The organism is Agilicoccus flavus (genome assembly GCF_014857905.1).
In the GTDB taxonomy this organism is placed as follows: Bacteria; Actinomycetota; Actinomycetes; order Actinomycetales; family Dermatophilaceae; genus Agilicoccus; species Agilicoccus flavus.
The window spans coordinates 225,292-241,728 of the sequence record NZ_JACYXE010000004.1 but is presented as its reverse complement, the minus strand read 5'-3'; the positions used below and the strand labels follow the sequence as shown (position 1 = coordinate 241,728).

15 protein-coding genes are annotated in these 16,437 nt (G+C 73.7%); 5 read left to right on the top strand and 10 right to left on the bottom strand.

The features are described from left to right. Positions 1 to 16 precede the first annotated feature (16 nt). The 3 genes from ICW24_RS08495 to ICW24_RS08485 are packed head-to-tail and all read left to right on the top strand — an operon-like array spanning position 17 to position 3,281. The gene (locus ICW24_RS08495; RefSeq protein WP_226345276.1) at positions 17 to 925 is read left to right on the top strand and encodes a (Fe-S)-binding protein; all 909 of its coding nucleotides are present in this window, start codon (positions 17 to 19) and stop codon (positions 923 to 925) included. Then, positions 922 to 2,616: a lactate utilization protein B gene (locus ICW24_RS08490; RefSeq protein WP_372360563.1), complete on the top strand. Its 1,695-nt coding sequence runs from the start codon at positions 922 to 924 to the stop codon at positions 2,614 to 2,616. Before ICW24_RS08495 ends, ICW24_RS08490 begins: the two co-directional genes overlap by 4 nt. Then, a complete protein-coding gene (locus ICW24_RS08485) occupies positions 2,613 to 3,281 on the top strand; it encodes a LutC/YkgG family protein (protein ID WP_226345275.1) in 669 nt (222 codons plus the stop codon). Before ICW24_RS08490 ends, ICW24_RS08485 begins: the two co-directional genes overlap by 4 nt. Before the next feature lie 152 nt (positions 3,282 to 3,433). On the opposite strand, the gene ICW24_RS08480 is transcribed toward ICW24_RS08485, so the two are convergent. Then, a complete protein-coding gene (locus tag ICW24_RS08480) occupies positions 3,434 to 3,766 on the bottom strand; it encodes an AzlD domain-containing protein (RefSeq protein ID WP_226345274.1) in 333 nt (110 codons plus the stop codon). Further along, on the bottom strand, positions 3,759 to 4,574 hold the full coding sequence (locus tag ICW24_RS08475) for an AzlC family ABC transporter permease (protein WP_226345273.1): 816 nt from the start codon (positions 4,572 to 4,574) through the stop codon (positions 3,759 to 3,761). The genes ICW24_RS08480 and ICW24_RS08475 overlap by 8 nt, the downstream gene beginning before the upstream one ends. 78 nt (positions 4,575 to 4,652) lie before the next feature. Between ICW24_RS08475 and ICW24_RS08470 the strand changes: the two genes are divergently transcribed. Then, a complete protein-coding gene (locus ICW24_RS08470; protein WP_226345272.1) occupies positions 4,653 to 5,207 on the top strand; it encodes a helix-turn-helix domain-containing protein in 555 nt (184 codons plus the stop codon). Positions 5,208 to 5,232: 25 nt separating this feature from the next. On the opposite strand, the gene ICW24_RS08465 is transcribed toward ICW24_RS08470, so the two are convergent. The 3 genes from ICW24_RS08465 to ICW24_RS08455 all read right to left on the bottom strand — a co-directional run bounded on the left by ICW24_RS08465 (position 5,233) and on the right by ICW24_RS08455 (position 8,406). Further along, positions 5,233 to 6,525 carry a cupin domain-containing protein gene (locus ICW24_RS08465; RefSeq protein ID WP_226345271.1) on the bottom strand — a complete coding sequence of 431 codons (1,293 nt, stop codon included), beginning with the start codon at positions 6,523 to 6,525 and terminating at the stop codon, positions 5,233 to 5,235. A 153-nt stretch (positions 6,526 to 6,678) separates the two neighbouring features. Then, complete coding sequence (gene ndk / locus ICW24_RS08460) at positions 6,679 to 7,101, bottom strand: nucleoside-diphosphate kinase (protein ID WP_226345270.1); 423 nt, start codon at positions 7,099 to 7,101, stop codon at positions 6,679 to 6,681. A gap of 84 nt (positions 7,102 to 7,185) precedes the next feature. Continuing rightward, positions 7,186 to 8,406: an MFS transporter gene (locus tag ICW24_RS08455; protein WP_226345269.1), complete on the bottom strand. Its 1,221-nt coding sequence runs from the start codon at positions 8,404 to 8,406 to the stop codon at positions 7,186 to 7,188. Between the two features lie 125 nt (positions 8,407 to 8,531). Between ICW24_RS08455 and ICW24_RS08450 the strand changes: the two genes are divergently transcribed. Continuing rightward, on the top strand, positions 8,532 to 9,566 hold the full coding sequence (locus ICW24_RS08450) for a 5'-3' exonuclease H3TH domain-containing protein (protein ID WP_226345268.1): 1,035 nt from the start codon (positions 8,532 to 8,534) through the stop codon (positions 9,564 to 9,566). 18 nt (positions 9,567 to 9,584) lie between these two features. Here ICW24_RS08450 and ICW24_RS08445 read toward each other — a convergent pair whose 3' ends face one another. The 5 genes from ICW24_RS08445 to ICW24_RS08425 form a co-directional block, all read right to left on the bottom strand. Then, complete coding sequence (locus tag ICW24_RS08445; protein WP_226345267.1) at positions 9,585 to 9,938, bottom strand: DUF4233 domain-containing protein; 354 nt, start codon at positions 9,936 to 9,938, stop codon at positions 9,585 to 9,587. A gap of 101 nt (positions 9,939 to 10,039) precedes the next feature. Continuing rightward, a complete protein-coding gene (locus ICW24_RS08440; RefSeq protein WP_226345347.1) occupies positions 10,040 to 11,365 on the bottom strand; it encodes a bifunctional folylpolyglutamate synthase/dihydrofolate synthase in 1,326 nt (441 codons plus the stop codon). Between the two features lie 71 nt (positions 11,366 to 11,436). Then, a complete protein-coding gene (locus ICW24_RS08435; RefSeq protein ID WP_226345266.1) occupies positions 11,437 to 12,009 on the bottom strand; it encodes a GNAT family N-acetyltransferase in 573 nt (190 codons plus the stop codon). Then, positions 12,006 to 15,404 (bottom strand): isoleucine--tRNA ligase, encoded by a 3,399-nt coding sequence (gene ileS / locus ICW24_RS08430; RefSeq protein WP_226345265.1) that lies wholly within the window; start codon positions 15,402 to 15,404, stop codon positions 12,006 to 12,008. The genes ICW24_RS08435 and ileS overlap by 4 nt, the downstream gene beginning before the upstream one ends. Positions 15,405 to 15,723: 319 nt before the next feature. Next, the gene (locus tag ICW24_RS08425) at positions 15,724 to 16,215 is read right to left on the bottom strand and encodes a DoxX family protein (protein WP_226345264.1); all 492 of its coding nucleotides are present in this window, start codon (positions 16,213 to 16,215) and stop codon (positions 15,724 to 15,726) included. Positions 16,216 to 16,437: the final 222 nt, after the last annotated feature.

The window sequence follows — 16,437 nt, the reverse complement described above, 5'->3', positions numbered from 1 at the left end:
ACGAAAGGTCGACGCGATGACCGAGACGACGAAACCCACGAACACCTCCGGCGGCGCCGGCCGCCCCGGCGACGGCCTCCGGGTGGCGTTGTTCGCCACCTGCGTCAACGACGCCATGTTCCCCGAGACACCGAAGGCCGTCGTCGCCGTGCTCGAGCGCCTCGGCTGCACGGTCGAGTTCCCGCTCACCCAGACGTGCTGCGGGCAACCGTTCACGAACACGGGCTACTTCGACGAGGCCATGCCGGCGCTGCGCCGGTACGTCGAGACGTTCGAGCCCTACGACTACGTCGTCTCGCCGTCAGGGTCGTGCGTCGGGTCCGTCCGCGATCAGCACCCGATGCTCGCGGACCGCTCCGGCGACACCGACCTCGCGGCGCGGGCACGGGCCGTCTCGGCCCGGACCTACGACTTCCCGGAGCTGCTCGTCGACGTGCTGGGCGTGACCGACGTCGGGGCCTACTTCCCGCACCGCGTCACCTACCACCCCACGTGCCACTCGCTGCGGGTCACGCGGGTCGGAGACCGGCCGTACCGGCTGCTCGAGGCCGTTCGCGGGATCACGGTCGTCGACCTGCCGGCCCGCGAAGAGTGCTGCGGGTTCGGGGGCACGTTCGCGATTAAGAACGCCGACACGTCCACCGCGATGGTCGCCGACAAGGCCCGGCACATCGCCGACACCGGCGCCGAGTTCGTCGTCGCCGGCGACAACTCCTGCCTCATGAACATCGGCGGGATGCTGTCGCGCCAGCGCAGTGGGATCGAGACGATCCACCTCGCCGAGATCCTCGCCCACACCCAGGACTCGGCGTCGGCGGCGGGCTCAGCCGCGGGCACCGGCATCGACGCGGAGCCCCCGGCGGGGGCGGGCTTCGATCCCGCCGCGACGGACGACACGCTCGACATGGTCGGAGGAGACCGATGACGCCCACGCCGTCCACCCCGCCCGCCACCGGGACCCGACCGGGCAGCGGCACCGTCGGTAAGACCCGGCGGACGCCCGCCCCGCGCGAGACGTTCCTCGGGATGCCGCCGTTCCCGACCGCGGCCCGGGGCGGCCTCACGAACAGCCAGCAGCGTCGCAATCTGCGCCACGCGACCCACACGATCCGCGACAAGCGGGCCAAGGTCGTCGCCGAGGTCGATCAGTGGGAGGAGCTGCGCGTCGCCGGCGCCGCGATCAAGGACCGCGCGCTGCGCCACCTCGACGTCTACCTGCCGCAGCTCGAGGCGTCGCTCACGGCGGCCGGGGCGCACGTGCACTGGGCCCGCGACGCCGAGGAGGCGAACCGCATCATCGTCGACCTCGTCCGGGCTGCGCACGCCGCCGACGTCGAGGCCGCCACGTCAGCGCAGGTCGCGGGGGGTGAGGCTGAACCTGAGGGTGAGACCGACGACCTCGCACCGCGAGCCTCGGACGACCTCGAGGTGGTCAAGGTCAAGTCGATGGCCACCCAGGAGATCGAGATGAACGAGGCCCTCGAGCGGGCGGGCATCGCCGCCTGGGAGACCGACCTCGCCGAGCTCATCGTCCAGCTCGGGCACGACCTGCCCAGCCACATCCTCGTGCCCGCGATCCACCGCAACCGCTCCGAGGTCCGGGACATCTTCCTGCGCGAGATGGGTCACTACGGGAAGCCGGCGCCGGAGGGCCTCACCGACGAGCCCGCGCGCCTCGCCGAGGCCGCTCGGACGCACCTGCGCGAGAAGTTCCTCCGCGCGTCGGTGGCGATCAGCGGCGCGAACTTCGCGGTGGCCGAGACGGGCACCCTGGTCGTCGTCGAGTCGGAGGGCAACGGGCGCATGTGCCTCACGCTGCCGCGGACGCTCATCAGCGTCGTCGGCATCGAGAAGGTCCTGCCCACCGTCGAGGACCTCGAGGTGATGCTCCGCCTGCTGCCCCGCTCGAGCACCGGCGAGCGGATGAACCCCTACACGTCGATGTGGACCGGCCCCACCGAGGGCGACGGCCCGAGCGACGTCCACGTCGTGCTCCTCGACAACGGCCGCACCGACGTGCTGGCCGACACCGTCGGCCGCTCCGCGCTGCGGTGCATCCGCTGCTCCGCGTGCCTGAACATCTGCCCCGTCTACGAGCGGGTGGGCGGCCACGCCTACGGCTCGGCCTACCCGGGGCCGATCGGGGCGATCCTCACGCCGCAGCTGCGCGGCCTCGACAACCCGGTCGACCGGGCGCTGCCGTACGCCTCGAGCCTGTGCGGGGCGTGCTTCGACGTCTGCCCCGTGCGCATCCCCATCCCCGAGCTGCTCGTGCACATGCGCCACAAGGTGGTCGAGAAGAAGAAGCACGACCGGCGGCTGCCGACGACCGAGGCGGCGACGATGGCGGCCGCCTCGTGGCTCATGGGGGACCACCGCCGCTGGGAGGCGGCCCTCGCGGCGTCGTCGGGCTCGGGCTCGGTGTTGCGCCGCGCGCTGAAGAAGGACCGGATCGGCCCTCTCCCCTGGCCGGCCGCGCCGTGGACAACGACGCGGGATCTCGCGTCGCCGCCCACGCAGTCGTTCCGGAGCTGGTGGACCCACGAGCACGAGGACCCGGCCGCGCCGGGCCACGACATCCCGGGCGCGACGCCCGAGCAGGGGGGATCGCGATGAGTGCGGCGCAGCCCACCGACGCCCGCGAGGCGATCCTCTCCCGCGTGCGGGCGGCGCTCGTCGACGTGCCGGCGGGGCCACCCGAGCAGGAGACGCCGGTGCCCTGGCAGTACGGCGCCGCCACGGGCATGGCCGACGTGCTCGCCCGCTTCGCCGAGACCGTCGACGACTACCGGGCCACGGTCGTGCGGTGCCCACCCGAGCAGGTCCCCGACCGCATCACCGAGGCCCTGCGCGCGGCGGGGGTCGCGAGCGTCGTCGTCCCGGACGGGGTCCCGGAGCACTGGCGCAGGGCCGCGAGCGAGGCCTCGGCCCGGGTCCTGCACGACGAGCCGCCGCTGACCAAGGCCCGACTCGACGAGTGCGACGCGGTGCTCACCGCGGCGGCCGTCGGCATCGCCGAGACGGGCACGATCGTCCTCGACCACCGGGCCGACCAGGGCCGCCGCGCCCTCACCCTCATCCCCGACGTGCACGTGTGCGTCGTCACCGCCGACCAGGTCGTCTCCGACGTCCCCGAGGCGGTCGCCCGGCTCGCCGGGTCGGTGCGCGAGGGCCGGCCCCTGACGTGGATCAGCGGGCCCAGCGCGACGAGTGACATCGAACTCGACCGCGTCGAGGGGGTGCACGGCCCCCGGACCCTCGTCATGATCCTGGCGGGCTGAGCCCCTCCGACCTCGACGCCCGCCTGGCATCTCGTCCGGCCGCCCGGGCGGCCTCGATCCGGCGCAGCGGCACGACGCGGTAGATCGACGCGCAGCTGGGCCGCTCGGGCATCGCCGACCGGCTGTGCCGGCGGGTGGTGCGGGCCCGTCGCTCACACGACGCCGAGTGCGCGCAGGACTGCGGCCGTCGCGGTGGCGGCGAGCACGACGATGACGAACGGGCACCGCTGCCACGCGAGCAGGCACGCGACGCCGACCGCTGCGGGGCGGGCGATGCCCGCCACGCCGTCGCCCTCCGTGAACCCCGTCGTCGCCATGACGGCGACCAGAAGGATGACGGCCGCGCGGTCGACGACCGAGTCCATGCCGGCCGACCCGGCGAACCGCGCCCGCAGCGCCGCACCCCCGATGCGAAAGACGTAGGTCCCGACAGCAAGGAGGGCGACACCGACGAGAATCGTCGTCGTCGAAGGCAGGTCAGGCATGGTGGCACCCGGTGAACGCTGTCGAGGAGTCGCACGGTGACCGCTGTGCCGACGCAGCCCGGTCCGGCGATTCTTCGACCGACTCAGGATCCGACGACGCGCGGCGAGCAGATCGGTGTCGGCCGGCGCGACGCGGTCGTCGACGCTTGGGTAGCGCCATGACCAGCAGGGCGAGGAGCGCGAGCAGTGGCGGCACGCCGGCGGGGACGACGGGAGTCGCGGCCAGCGCGATGACGGCCCCGAGGAGGGGCAGCCCGAGCTTGCGGTCGGCGCGCAGGCCGGGCACGACGAGGGCGGCGATGATGGCCGGGAAGGCCGCGTCGAGCCCGATGACGTGGGGGTCTCCGATGACCCCGCCGAGCGCGACACCGATGACGGTGCCGAGGGGCCAGGAGACGAGGACGCCCACTCCCGCGGCCCAGAACGCGGCCCGGCCCTGTTCCTCCGTCGGTTGACCGAGGCCCATGACGACGGATTCGTCGTTCATGAGGTGAGCCGCGAGGAAGCGGGAGCGGCCATCGCCGATGAGGTCGCGCATGGCCATGCCGTAGGGCAGGTGGCGGGCGTTGACCACGAGGGCCGCGAGGACAGCGGCGCCGACTCCGCCACCGGCCGCGAGGACGCCGACGAAGAGGAACTCCGACGATCCGGCGAGTACGACGACGGCGATGAGTGGCGGGAGCCACGCGGGGAATCCCGCGCTGACGGCCGTGGCGCCGTAGGAGATGGCCACGAGCGCGACGCCGAGGGACATGAGGGTGACGTCACGTGTGACGGCGGAGGGCAATGTTCGCCATATCGAACTCATGAGCGTTATGATGGACAGAGGACCCGACGTTCGTCAAGACGAACGATTGACTTATTTATCGAACAGGCGGGGAGCAAGATGGACAGCAAGCCGCCGATCGAGGCCATCGCGGGGTCCCTCCGTCGCGAACGTGCCCGGGCCGGGCTGAACCTCAGCCAGCTCGCGGCCCGCGCCGGGATCTCGAAGTCGACGCTCTCCCAGCTCGAGTCGGGCACGGGCAACCCGAGTGTCGAGACGCTGTGGGCCCTGTCCACCGCGCTCAACGTGCCCTTCGCGCTGCTCATCGATCCGCCGCGGGCAACCGTGACGGTGCTGCGGGCCGGGGAGGGGCCGTCGCTGTCGGCCGGCGATTCCGACTACCGGGCGGCGCTCGTCGCGGCGGGCAACGCGCAGGTGCGCCGCGACCTCTACATCATCAGCGCCGAGCCGGGGCGCCCCCGTCGCTCGGACCCGCACGGCACCGGTGTCGTCGAGCACGTCGTCCTCAGCAGTGGCCGCGCGCGCATCGGCCCGACCGACGAGGCCGTCGAACTCGCGCCGGGCGATTACATCGCCTATCGGGCCGACCACCCGCACGTCTTCGAGGCCCTCGAGCCCGGCACCACCGCCGTGCTCGCCAGCGACCACCCGTAGGCGTTCCCACGGTGGTCGCCGCCCGTCAGGCGGGAACGAGGATCCCCGCCCGGACGAGTCGGGCGACGAGTCTGGCCAGCGGGGCGTTCGGGTCGTCGGGAACGGTCACCGGCTGCCCCGGCGCCGCGAGGATCGCGTCGAGGTCCGCGCGTTCGGACGGTGGCAGGACGACCGGGGTGAACCGGCCCGTCAGTTCGATCGCCCCGTCGTCGCGGCGGCCGATCCGCGGGCGTAGCGACCCCCGCAGCACGAACCGCTGCCCCGCCGCCAGGTCCCGGGCGGCCCTGATCTGCGCGAGGGGCCGGACGGGCGCCGCGCGCTCGGACCGCTCGGCGACGCCGGTCAGCGCGGTGGCGAGGTCGGCGACGTCGACGTCCTCCACCGCCCGGCGCAGCGCGTCGCGCACGACGTCGACGTGCTCGGACAGGACGGCCGGATCGGCGATGTCGGCGCCGACCCCGAACGCCTCACGGAGGGCGGGATCGGCGGCCGCGGCACTCTGGAGGCGGTCCAGGACGCGCGTGACGAGGTCGTAGCGCGTCCAGACGGGCACCCCGACCGTGAGGTGGGCGCTGACGTCGCCGAGCGCCTGGGCCGAGTGCAGGTACCCGCGGGGCAGGTACAGGCAGTCGCCGGGGGCGAGGACGGCGTCGATCCGCGGGGTGGTCGCCGCCCGCTCCGCGATGGCGGCGGCGTGCGCGTCACCCGGCTGATTCGTCAACGGCACCTCGAAGACCGGGTCGTGGACGAACCAGCGCTTGCGCCCGGAGAGCTGGAGCACGAACACGTCGTGGACGTCGTAGTGGGCGCCGAACCCCTGCGACTGGGCGGGCGTGATGTACGCGTTGACCTGCGTCGGGTGACCGAGGTCGGCGGTCAGGTCCTGCGCGAACGCGAGCAGGGACGGCCACATGCGGTGCAACCCCTGCAGGACGAGCGTGGCCCCGGCGGCCATCTGGGTGTGGATCCCGTCGTCCCGGGCCTGGTCGGCGATGGCCGCGCCGGTCCCGCCGCCACCGAGCCAGCGGCTCTCGGGGATCGAGGCGCCGTTCTTGACGAGCCGGAGGAACGGGGAGCGCAGGCCGCGGACCGACACGAGCTCGTCGACGTCGTCGAGGGTGAACAGGTCGGGGAACCCCTCGGCGGACTCCCCCGCGCCGTCGCCGTCGGCCCGGTTCGACGGGTCGTCCGCCGCGAGCCGGTCCACGACGCTCCCGTCGGCCCGGCGCAACAACGGTTCCCTCCCCCAGACGCGCGACGCGAAGTCGTCGGTGTCGCCCACGAGGCGGGCGAGGGTGGGGCGGGAGGCGTCGGTCACGGGAGTGGTCCTTTCGTCGCGGTGCGGATCGCCTACCCGTCCGCGACCCTCCTCAACCCTGGCGCGGGGCCCGTCGGAGCGGGTACGCCGACGGCCCGGCTCCCCGCGCGGGGAGCCGGGCCGTCGATCCCGGTGGCGCTGAGCCCGACCGCGTCAGCCGAGGTCGGGGAACCAGATGGCGATCTCGCGGGCCGACGACTCGGAAGAGTCCGAACCGTGGACGAGGTTCTTCTGGACCTTCTCGCCCCAGTCGCGGCCGAGGTCGCCGCGGATGGTGCCCGGCAGCGCCTCCGTGGGGTCGGTCTTGCCGGCGAGGGAGCGGAAGCCCTCGATGCAGCGCTCCCCCTCGATGACGGCGGCGGTCACCGGTCCCGACGACATGAACTCGAGCAGCGGCTCGTAGAACGGCTTGCCCTCGTGCTCGGCGTAGTGCTGCGACAGGCGGTCGCGGTCGGGGGTGGTGACGGCGAGGGCCACGAGGCGGTACCCCTTGGCCTCGATGCGGCGCAGCACCTCACCGGAGAGGCCGCGGGCGAATCCGTCGGGCTTGACGAGGACGAGAGAGCGTTCGGTCATGGACGACAGCCTAGTGTCGCCGCGCGCACGCAACGGCGGGCACCGGCCCCTCGCCGAGCCGCCCCTCCTCGGGCGCGGTCGTGGTCAGGAGGCCCTCGGCCGGCGACCGCCGAGCACCCCGGCCAGCAGGGCGACGAGCACGCCGACGAGGGGCACGACGAGCAGACCGGCCCGGAGACCGGCCGAGTCGGCGACGAGTCCGACGATCGGGGGCGAGAGCAGGAAGCCGAGGCGCATGAGCCAGGAGACGACCGTCAGACCGGTGCCGTGGCGGAGGCCGGGAAGCTCGTCGGCCTCGTGCATCGCCGCCGGCACGAGCGTCGCGACGCCGAACCCGGCGGCGGCGAAGCCGGCGATGGTGCCCGGCACGGTCGGGAACGCGAGCGCGAGCCCCATGCCCGCCGCGGCGATCAGCCCGCCCGTCCGGGCCACGGCTCGCTGACCGAACCGGTCGACGAGCCGGTCACCGACGAGTCGACCCACGAACTGGGCCCCGACGAGGGCGATGAAGCCGGTCGCGGCGACCGCGGCCGGCGCCCCGAGGGAGCTCGACAGGTAGAGCGTCGCCCACGAGTTGCCGGCGTCCTCGACGACGGCGCCGGCCATGGCGATGACGACGAGGGCGCCGAGCACGAACCACGTGCGCGGGGTCACCGCGGGGCCGACCCGGTCGGGCGTGGCCTCCTCCGCGGTTCCCTCGGCCGCGGCCGCGACCTCGTCGTCCCGCCCCGGCAGCGTGAACCGCAGCGCGACCAGCGCGACGACCGAGAAGAGCGCGACGGAGACGGCGAGGTGCACCCCCAGCGGCAGACCGAGGGCGATGGCGCCCGCGGCCATGCCGCCGCCGAGCACCGCGCCGACGGACCACAACGCGTGGAACGAGTTGATGATCGACCGGCCGTAGCGCCGCTGGACGCGCAGCCCGTGGGCGTTCTGGGCGACGTCGACGACCGCGTCGATCGCGCCCACGACGAACAGCGCGACGGCAAAGACGACCACGGTCGAGGCCGTCCCGGCCACGAGCATGCCGAGCCCCGCGAGGAGCGTGCCGACCGCGGCGACGACCCCCGACCCGAACCGCCGCATGAGCACGCCCGCGGCGAGACCCGCCACGATCGCCCCCGTGGGGAGTGCCGCGAGCGCGAGACCGTACGTCGCGTTCTCGAGGCCGAGCGCGCCCTTGATCTCGGGGTACCGCGGCAGGAGATTGGCGAGCAGCGCGCCGTTGGTGAGGAACATGGCTCCGACGGCGGCGCGGGCGCGCCGGTTCTCGCGGGAGGGGGCGACGGGGGCGGTGACAGTCATCGCCCCCAACCCTAGGGACGGCCCGCGGCGCGGCGCCCCACCGCTCGGATGGCGGACCCGTCTCCGGGGAGCTGCTCGACCTCGGCCCTCACCTCGGCCGGGCGCGGCGTGGGAAGCTGGCGGCGATGACACCCACGCTCATGGCGGTCGACGGCAACTCGCTGCTGCACCGCGCCTTCCACGCCGACGCGCGCACCGACTTCCGGTTGCCCGGCGGCGAGCCGGCCTGGGCGGTGCGGGGGCTCCTCGGCGCGATCGCGGCGGCGGCGAGCCGGACCTGCGCCGACGCGGTCGTCGTCGGCTTCGACGACCCCGACGCGAGCGTCCGGCGCGACCGGTGGCCCCACTACAAGGCCCAGCGACCCCCGAAGCCGGCGAGCCTGTCCACCCAGCTCTCCCTGGCCGTGTCGGTGCTGCGCGACCTCGGCCTCGTCGTCACCGTGCCCCCCGGTCTGGAGGCCGACGACGTGCTCGCCTCGGCGGCGGCCTTCGCGCCCGGCATCGGGGCCCGCGCCGTGTGCGTGACCTCGGACCGAGACGCGTTCGCCCTCGTCGACGAGCACACCCGCGTCCTGCGCATCATCAACGGCGGCGTCGACGCCTCCCCCATGCTCGACGTCGAGCGCTCGACCCTGCTCACCGGTGTCGCGCCGTCCGCCTACCGCGACCTCGCCGCCCTGCGCGGCGACGCGAGCGACAACCTGCCCGGGGTGCACGGCGTCGGGCCCAAGAGGGCCGCCGCCCTGCTCGCCGAGTTCGGGGGCGCGGCGGCGGCGTTCGACGCGGCACAGGCCGACGACCCGCGGTGCGTCGAGGTCGTGGGGCGGTCGGCCGCCGCCGCCCTCGCCCGGCCTGGTGCGCGGGAGCGGTGGGCCGAGAACTGCGCGGTGATGACGATGCACACCGACGTGGAGCTCGGGCTCGATCTCGCCGCCGGCGTCGGCACGCTGCCGGTCGAGCCCGAGGCCGTCCGGGCCGCCTACGCCCGGTTCGACCTCGGCCACGCCGCCGCGCTTCGCGCGCTGTGCGGGGTCGACTCCCCGGGCCCGGATCCCCGCGACGCGCAGGAGGGCTGGGCGCCGCCTCGCCCGCGCCGCGCCCGGCACGCGCCTCTGCGCCGGCCGCCGGCCCCCGCCCACGTGCAGGAACGTCTGTTCTGAGGGGCGGCGTCGCCCGGGTCAGCCGCCCTGGCGGCGCACGTAGGCGGCGGTGAGGTCGTCCATCTTGCGGCCCTGGACGACGGCCACGACCCACAGCGCCCCGAAGATGAGCCCGACGACGATCATCGGGCGCACGAACAGCGCGGTCGCGAGGGTGGCGAACTGCACGAGCCACCCGAGCGCCATCCCGGCCCGACGACGCAACAGCGCGGCCGCGACGACGCAGGCGGCCGCGAGGCCCAGGCCGACCCACAGGTAGAGGCCGGCGTGCTCGGCGTCCTGGGCCCCGAGCAGACCCCAGGCCATGAGCGCGCCGAAGACGAGCACCGGGGCCTGAAACCCGAGCACGATGCCCGCGAGGCGCCGCGTCATCCGCGTGCGGTCGACCGGCCGGGCCGCCCCCGGCCCCGTCGGCGCGCTCCCGGGCGAGGCAGCCGTGCCGCCGTCGCGGGACGCCGGCGCCGCCTCGCCGCTCACGCCTCGCCCTGACCGAGCAGCATCCGCACCTCCGCGGCGGTGAAGACCGATCCCGTCGCGACCACGCCACCGACGACCCCGCCGGCGTCGGCGAGTTCGGCGGCGCGGTCGAGCGCGTCGGGCAGCTCGGGCGCCACCGTCACGCGGTGGTCACCGAAGACGGCCTCGGCGGCCTCGGCGAGCTCCGCGACGGGCATGGCCCGCGGCGACGTCGTGCGGGTGACGACGACCTCGTCGAACGCCGGCTCGAGCACCTCGAGGATGCCCTCGGCGTCCTTGTCGGCCATGCACGCGACGAGACCGACGGTGCGGCCGAGCGTGAAGGAGTCGGCCAGGGCGGCGACGAGGGCCTGCGCCCCGGCCGGGTTGTGGGCGGCGTCGACGAGCACGGTCGGCGACGTCCGCACGACCTCGAGCCGACCGGGCGACGTCACGGCGGCGAAGGCGGTCCGGACCGTGTCGAGGTCGAGCGCCTGCTCCCCGCCCCCGACGTGGGCCTCGACGGCCGCGAGCGCGAGCAGCGCGTTGTGCGCCTGGTGCTCGCCGTGCAGCGGCAGGAAGAGGTCGTGGTAGTCGCCGGCGAGACCGCGCAGCGAGAGCATCTGGCCGCCGACGGCCACCTCGCGGCTCAGGACCTCGATGCCGTCGCCGTCGACGACCACCGGCGCCCCGACCTCGCCCGCGCGGGCGAGGACGATCTCGGCGACGGCCGGGTCCTGCTCGGCGGAGACGACGATCGAGCCGGGCTTCATGATCCCGGCCTTCTCGGCGGCGATCTCCTCGAGGCTCGAGCCGAGGTAGCGCTCGTGGTCGAGGGCGACGGGCCCGATGACCGCGACCGCGCCGTCGCCGACGTTCGTCGCGTCCCACGCTCCGCCGAGGCCGACCTCGACGACGGCGGTCTCGACCGGGGCGTCGGCGAACGCGGCGTACGCCATCGCCACGAGCACCTCGAAGAAGCTCAGCCGCCCGGTCCCGTCCTGGGCGCCGCGCGCGTCGACGAGGTCGACGAACGGCATGACGTCGGCGAACGTCGCGAGGAAGCGGTGCGCCGAGACGGGTTCCCCGGACAGCACGATCCGCTCCCGGATGTCGTGCAGGTGCGGCGAGGTGAACCGTCCGGTGGGCAACCCCAGGTCGACGAGCAGCGCCTCGATCATGCGGGCCGTCGACGTCTTCCCGTTCGTGCCGGTGACGTGGATGATCGGGTACGACCGCTGCGGGTCGCCGAGCACCTCGAGCAGTCGCTCCACCCGCACGAGCGTGGGGTCGATGTCGTGCTCGGGGGCGCGGGCGACGATCGCCTCGGTCGCCTCCCGCATCCCGCGTCGCTCGTCGAGGGCGCGCGCGGCCGCCAGCGCCGCGGCGTCGGGTCGGCCGGATCGGACCGGGCTCACGGGAGGGCTCCTTCGCAGGGTCGTGTCATCCAGATGAGGTCGGGGAGCCCCGACTGGGCCTCGCGGTGGTCGAACGTGAACCCGAGCGCCCCGAGGAAGCCGAGCACACCGTCGGAGCCCTCGTGGAAGCCGACGAACACGTCGTCGCCCAGCTCGTCGGCGCGCTCGACGACGGTGCGCAGGAGGGCCCGCCCGGCGCCGAGGCCCTGGGCCTCGGGCAGGACGTACAGCTTCCAGACCACCTGGGCGCCGCGGTGGGGTCCGAAGGCGGTCATGCCGACGATGCGGCCGTCGACCTCGTACACGAGCGTGCGCCCGGACCGGATCGAGGGCAGGGTCGCCTCGGGCGTCCACCACTTCGCGAGCATGAGCTCGAGGATGTCGTCGTCGAACAGGCCCGCCTTCGCGCTGGGCCACGTGCGGCGGCCCACCTCGACGACGGCGTCGACGTCGGACTCGACCGCCTCGCGGACGACGCCGACGCGCTCGGCCGTCTCGGTCCGCACGGGTCGGCGCGCGGGCTCGTCGGATTCCCGGTTCTCGCCGGCTCCGCCGGACTCGCGCGTCATCGCCGGCTCACGATCACCCGCACGGGCTGCCCGTCGCCGACCGTCGCGCTCACCCCCGGGGTGTCGGGCAGGGCGTCGAGGTCGGCCGCCGCGCCGAACTGCTCCGCGAGCGTCTCCGTCATGACGAGGTGCTGGTGGGCGAGGACCGCCTCCCACACCTGGGCGTCGCCGAGCACGGTGAGCCCGATGCGGTCCGACACGTCGAGGCCGGCCTCCTTGCGCGCCTGCTGCACGACGCGCACGACGTCCCGGGCGAGGCCCTCGGCCCGCAGCTCGGGCGTGACGTCCGTGTCGAGGACGAGGAAGCCCCCGCCGGGCAGCATCGCGGTCGCGCTCGCCGATCCCGTACCGGCGTCTGCGCCGGCGTCGACGACCGCGTCCAACGTGTACTCCCCGTCGAGCAGGTCGAGCCCGCCGGCGCGGACGGCGCCGTCGGCGTCGACCGACCAGTCACCCGACTTGGCCGCGCGGATCGCCGTCTGCACGTCCTTCCCGAGGCGGGGCCCGGCGGCCCGGGCGTTGACCGACAGGCGCCGCGTGACGCCGAACTCGGCCTCGGAGGCCGGCGTGAGGTCGACGAGCGCGACCTCCTTGACGTTGAGCTCGTCGCTGACGAGGTCGGCGAGGTCGGCCAGGTCGGGGGCGTACGGGGCGACCACGGTGAGCCGAGCGAGCGGCAGCCGCGTGCGCAGGCCGCGCGCCTTGCGCAGGCTGCTCGCGACCGAGCACACGTCGCGCGCGTGGTCCATCCGCTCGACGAGGTCGTGGTCGGCCGGGAGGTCCTGCGCGACGGGCCAGTCGGTCAGGTGCACCGACCGGCCGCCGGTCAGCCCGCGCCAGACCTCCTCGGTCGTCAGCGGCAGCAGCGGCGCGGCGACCCGGCACAGCACCTCGAGCGTCGTGTAGAGCGTGTCGAACGCGTCGGTCGTCGACTCGTTGCCGCCCGCCGAGTCGCCCGTGTCCCAGAAGCGGTCGCGGCTGCGGCGGACGTACCAGTTGGTGAGCACGTCGAGGAATCCGCGCACGGCGTCGCACGCCCCGGCGATGTCGTAGGCGTCGAGGTCGGCGCCCACGCGCTCGACGAGCTCGCGCAGCGTGGCGAGCAGGTACCGGTCGAGGACGTGGGGGCTCGAGGTCCGCCAGGAGGCCTCGATGCCCCGCCCCCCGTCCATCGCGTTGGCGTAGAGCGCGAAGAAGTACCACGTGCTCCACAGCGGCAGCAGCGCCTGGCGCACCCCCTCGCGGATCCCCTGCTCGGTGACGACGAGGTTGCCGCCGCGCAGGATGGGGCTGCTCATGAGGAACCAGCGCATCGCGTCGGCGCCGTCGCGCTCGAACACCTCGCGCACGTCGGGGTAGTTGCGCAGCGACTTGCTCATCTTCTGGCCGTCGTCGCCGAGGACGATGCCGTGGCTGACGCACGACGAGAACGCCGGGCGGTCGAACAGCGCGGTCGCGAGGATGTGCAGCGTGTAGAACCAGCCGCGGGTCTGGCCGATGTACTCGACGATGAAGTCGCCCGGGAAGTGGTGCTCGAACCAGTCCGCGTTCTCGAACGGGTAGTGCACCTGCGCGAAGCTCATCGAGCCGGAGTCGAACCACACGTCGAGCACGTCGTCGATGCGGCGCATCGTGCTCGCGCCGGTCGGGTCGTCGGGGTTGGGCCGGGTCAGGTCGTCGACCCACGGCCGGTGCAGGTCGACCTCGCCGGAGGCGTTGCGGGGCAGCCGGCCGAAGTCGGCCTCGAGCTGGGCGAGCGAGCCGTAGACGTCGATCCGCGGGTACGCCGGGTCGTCGCTGCGCCACACCGGGATCGGGCTGCCCCAGAAGCGGTTCCGCGAGATCGACCAGTCGCGGGCGTTCTCGAGCCACTTGCCGAACTGGCCGTCCTTGACGTGCTCCGGCGTCCAGGCGATCTCCTGGTTGAGCTCGACCATGCGGTCCTTGAACCGCGTCACCTCGACGAACCAGCTGCTCACGCCCTTGTAGATGAGCGGCTGCCGGCAGCGCCAGCAGTGCGGGTAGGAGTGGTCGTAGGTCTCGCGGCGCAGCAGCACGGTGCCGTCGGTGACCGAGCCGTGCGGGGCGCCGGCCGTCGCGGCCTTGAGGTGCTCGATGATGTGCGGGTTCGCGTCGAAGACGAGCATGTCGGCGTAGTCGTCGACGGGGTGGTTGAAGCGACCGTCGGCGCCGACCGGCATGACCGCCTCGATGCCCTCGCGGTCGGTGACGACCTTGTCGTCCTCACCGAAGGCGCCGGCCGTGTGCACGAGCCCGGAGCCGTCCGTCGTCGTGACGAACTCGGCCTCGACGATGCGGAACGCGTTCTCGTGTCCGAGGTAATAGGAGAACGGCGGGACGTAGGCGTGCCCGGCCAGCTCGGAGCCCGTGAGTCGGCGGACGACGAGGGCGTCGACGTCGCCCTTCGGGTCGCCGGTCAGCTCGCGGGCGTAGGCGCCCGCGCGCGCCTCGGCGAAGACGTAGCGCTCGGGGGTTCCCGTCGGGACGTCGGACTCGACGACGACGTAGTCGATGTCGGAGCCGACCATGATCGCGAGGTTGCTCGGCAGGGTCCACGGCGTCGTCGTCCACACGACCGCGAGCGCGCCGTCGAGATCGTCGTCCGAGTCGATGCGCAGCCCGACGGTCACCGCGGGGTCCTGACGCATCTGGTAGACGTCGTCGTCCATCCGCAGCTCGTGGTTGCTCAGCGGGGTCTCGTCGTTCCAGCAATACGGCAGCACGCGGAAGCCCTCGTACACGAGGCCCTTGTCGTACAGGCTCTTGAATGCCCACAGCACCGACTCCATGAAGCTCGGGTTGAGCGTCTTGTAGTCGTTGTCGAAGTCGACCCACCGCGCCTGGCGTGTGACGTAGTCGCGCCAATCGTCCGTGTACGCCATGACCGACTCGCGGCACTTGTCGTTGAAGGCCTCGATCCCGATCTGCAGGATCTCGTCCTTGGTCTTGATGCCGAGTTGGCTCATCGCCTCGAGCTCGGCGGGCAGGCCGTGGGTGTCCCAGCCGAAGCGGCGCTCGACGCGCTTGCCGCGCATCGTCTGGTAGCGCGGCACGACGTCCTTGACGTAGCCGGTGAGCAGGTGCCCGTAGTGCGGCAGGCCGTTGGCGAAGGGTGGACCGTCGTAGAAGACGAACTCGTTCGCGCCGTCCGTGCCCGGGTCGCGCCGCTCAATGGAGGCGCGGAACGTGTCGTCGGCGGCCCAGAAATCGAGCACACCGCGCTCGATCTGCGGGAACCGGGGGGACGCGGGCACCCCGAAGGCGGCACCCACAGTGGGTGCAGTAGCTGCGTCGGGCTCGGTGGGCGGGCCGTCCGGCGCGGAACCGGGGTGAGCGGGGTTCTCGGTTGCGGTGGACACCTGGGGATACGTCATCGACGTGCGCTCCGTTTTTCTCGTGCGTCTGGATCGATCTGCTCTCCGACACGAGGACGAGGCCCCACACGCATCCGTGCGGAACCCCGCGGTACCACCTCGCTTGCCGACGCCGACGGCCTGCACTCACGTGCGGGTCGCGGCCGCGCCGACCGCTCTGCTCGGGCTGTGACGGGCCCACCCGCCCGGGTCTACTGAGCGAGCCGTGCTCGCCGTTCTTCCGGAGGCTCGCCGGTGATGGCCGGGTCGATGCCGGTGATGACAGTCTACGGGCGACCGCAACCCGACCCGCGGGGGCCGGGCCCCGACGCCTGACGCGTCAGGCGCGGGCGCGGCGGCGACGCAGGAGCGCGTCGAGGCTGAGGCGGCCCGGCCCGACGAGGGCGAAGACGACCGAGGCGAGGCCGAGGGCCGCCACGAGCTCCCAGCCGCCGTCGGAGGCGAAGAGCCCCTGCCCGGCGTGGACGAAGACGAACGCCCCGGCGAGCACGGCGGCGACGGCGAGGCCGGCGAGCGGCGTGAGCAGGCCGAGGACGAGCAGCGCGCCGCCGCCGAGCTCGATCCCGGCCGCGAGCGCCGCGGCCACCTGGGGCATCGGGACGCCGGCCGAGCCGAACATGCCCGCCGTGGCGTCCAGGCCGTTCGTCACGAGCTTCTGCCAGCCGTGCGCCATCATGATCACGCCGAGCAGGACGCGGGCCAGCAGCAGGCCGAGGTCGCGCACCACCGCGGGAACGCGGGGCGCGGCGGTGTCGACCGCGCGCCGCTCTGCCGAGGACGTGGGCGGTGGAATCGAGAGAGACTGCGACACAGGACAACTCCTTGATCGGTTGAACGTTCAAGCAAACGTAGCGACCCCACCTGAACGCATTCCGGCCGCAACCTGAGGACGACGGGCAGGGCTCGTCGGACGGGGCCGGGCCGCAGGCGCGCTCCGAGGGGAAAGGTCACGGGAACACAACGGTTCGTCGTCGGGCGAGCCCCGCAGGCGCTTCCTCCCCTACGTTGTGCCCCACTCGAGCAGACCGGAGGT

Bases quoted from the DNA above. Each gene is read 5' to 3' on its own strand.
- ICW24_RS08495 (WP_226345276.1), top strand. From the start codon at position 17: ATGACCGAGACGACGAAACCCACGAACACCTCCGGCGGCGCCGGCCGC.
- ICW24_RS08490 (WP_372360563.1), top strand. From the start codon at position 922: ATGACGCCCACGCCGTCCACCCCGCCCGCCACCGGGACCCGACCGGGC.
- ICW24_RS08485 (WP_226345275.1), top strand. From the start codon at position 2,613: ATGAGTGCGGCGCAGCCCACCGACGCCCGCGAGGCGATCCTCTCCCGC.
- ICW24_RS08480 (WP_226345274.1), bottom strand. From the start codon at position 3,766: ATGCCTGACCTGCCTTCGACGACGACGATTCTCGTCGGTGTCGCCCTC.
- ICW24_RS08475 (WP_226345273.1), bottom strand. From the start codon at position 4,574: ATGAGTTCGATATGGCGAACATTGCCCTCCGCCGTCACACGTGACGTC.
- ICW24_RS08470 (WP_226345272.1), top strand. From the start codon at position 4,653: ATGGACAGCAAGCCGCCGATCGAGGCCATCGCGGGGTCCCTCCGTCGC.
- ndk (WP_226345270.1), bottom strand. From the start codon at position 7,101: ATGACCGAACGCTCTCTCGTCCTCGTCAAGCCCGACGGATTCGCCCGC.
- ICW24_RS08455 (WP_226345269.1), bottom strand. From the start codon at position 8,406: ATGACTGTCACCGCCCCCGTCGCCCCCTCCCGCGAGAACCGGCGCGCC.
- ICW24_RS08450 (WP_226345268.1), top strand. From the start codon at position 8,532: ATGACACCCACGCTCATGGCGGTCGACGGCAACTCGCTGCTGCACCGC.
- ICW24_RS08445 (WP_226345267.1), bottom strand. From the start codon at position 9,938: ATGACGCGGCGCCTCGCGGGCATCGTGCTCGGGTTTCAGGCCCCGGTG.
- ICW24_RS08440 (WP_226345347.1), bottom strand. From the start codon at position 11,365: ATGCGGGAGGCGACCGAGGCGATCGTCGCCCGCGCCCCCGAGCACGAC.
- ICW24_RS08435 (WP_226345266.1), bottom strand. From the start codon at position 12,009: ATGACGCGCGAGTCCGGCGGAGCCGGCGAGAACCGGGAATCCGACGAG.
- ileS (WP_226345265.1), bottom strand. From the start codon at position 15,404: ATGACGTATCCCCAGGTGTCCACCGCAACCGAGAACCCCGCTCACCCC.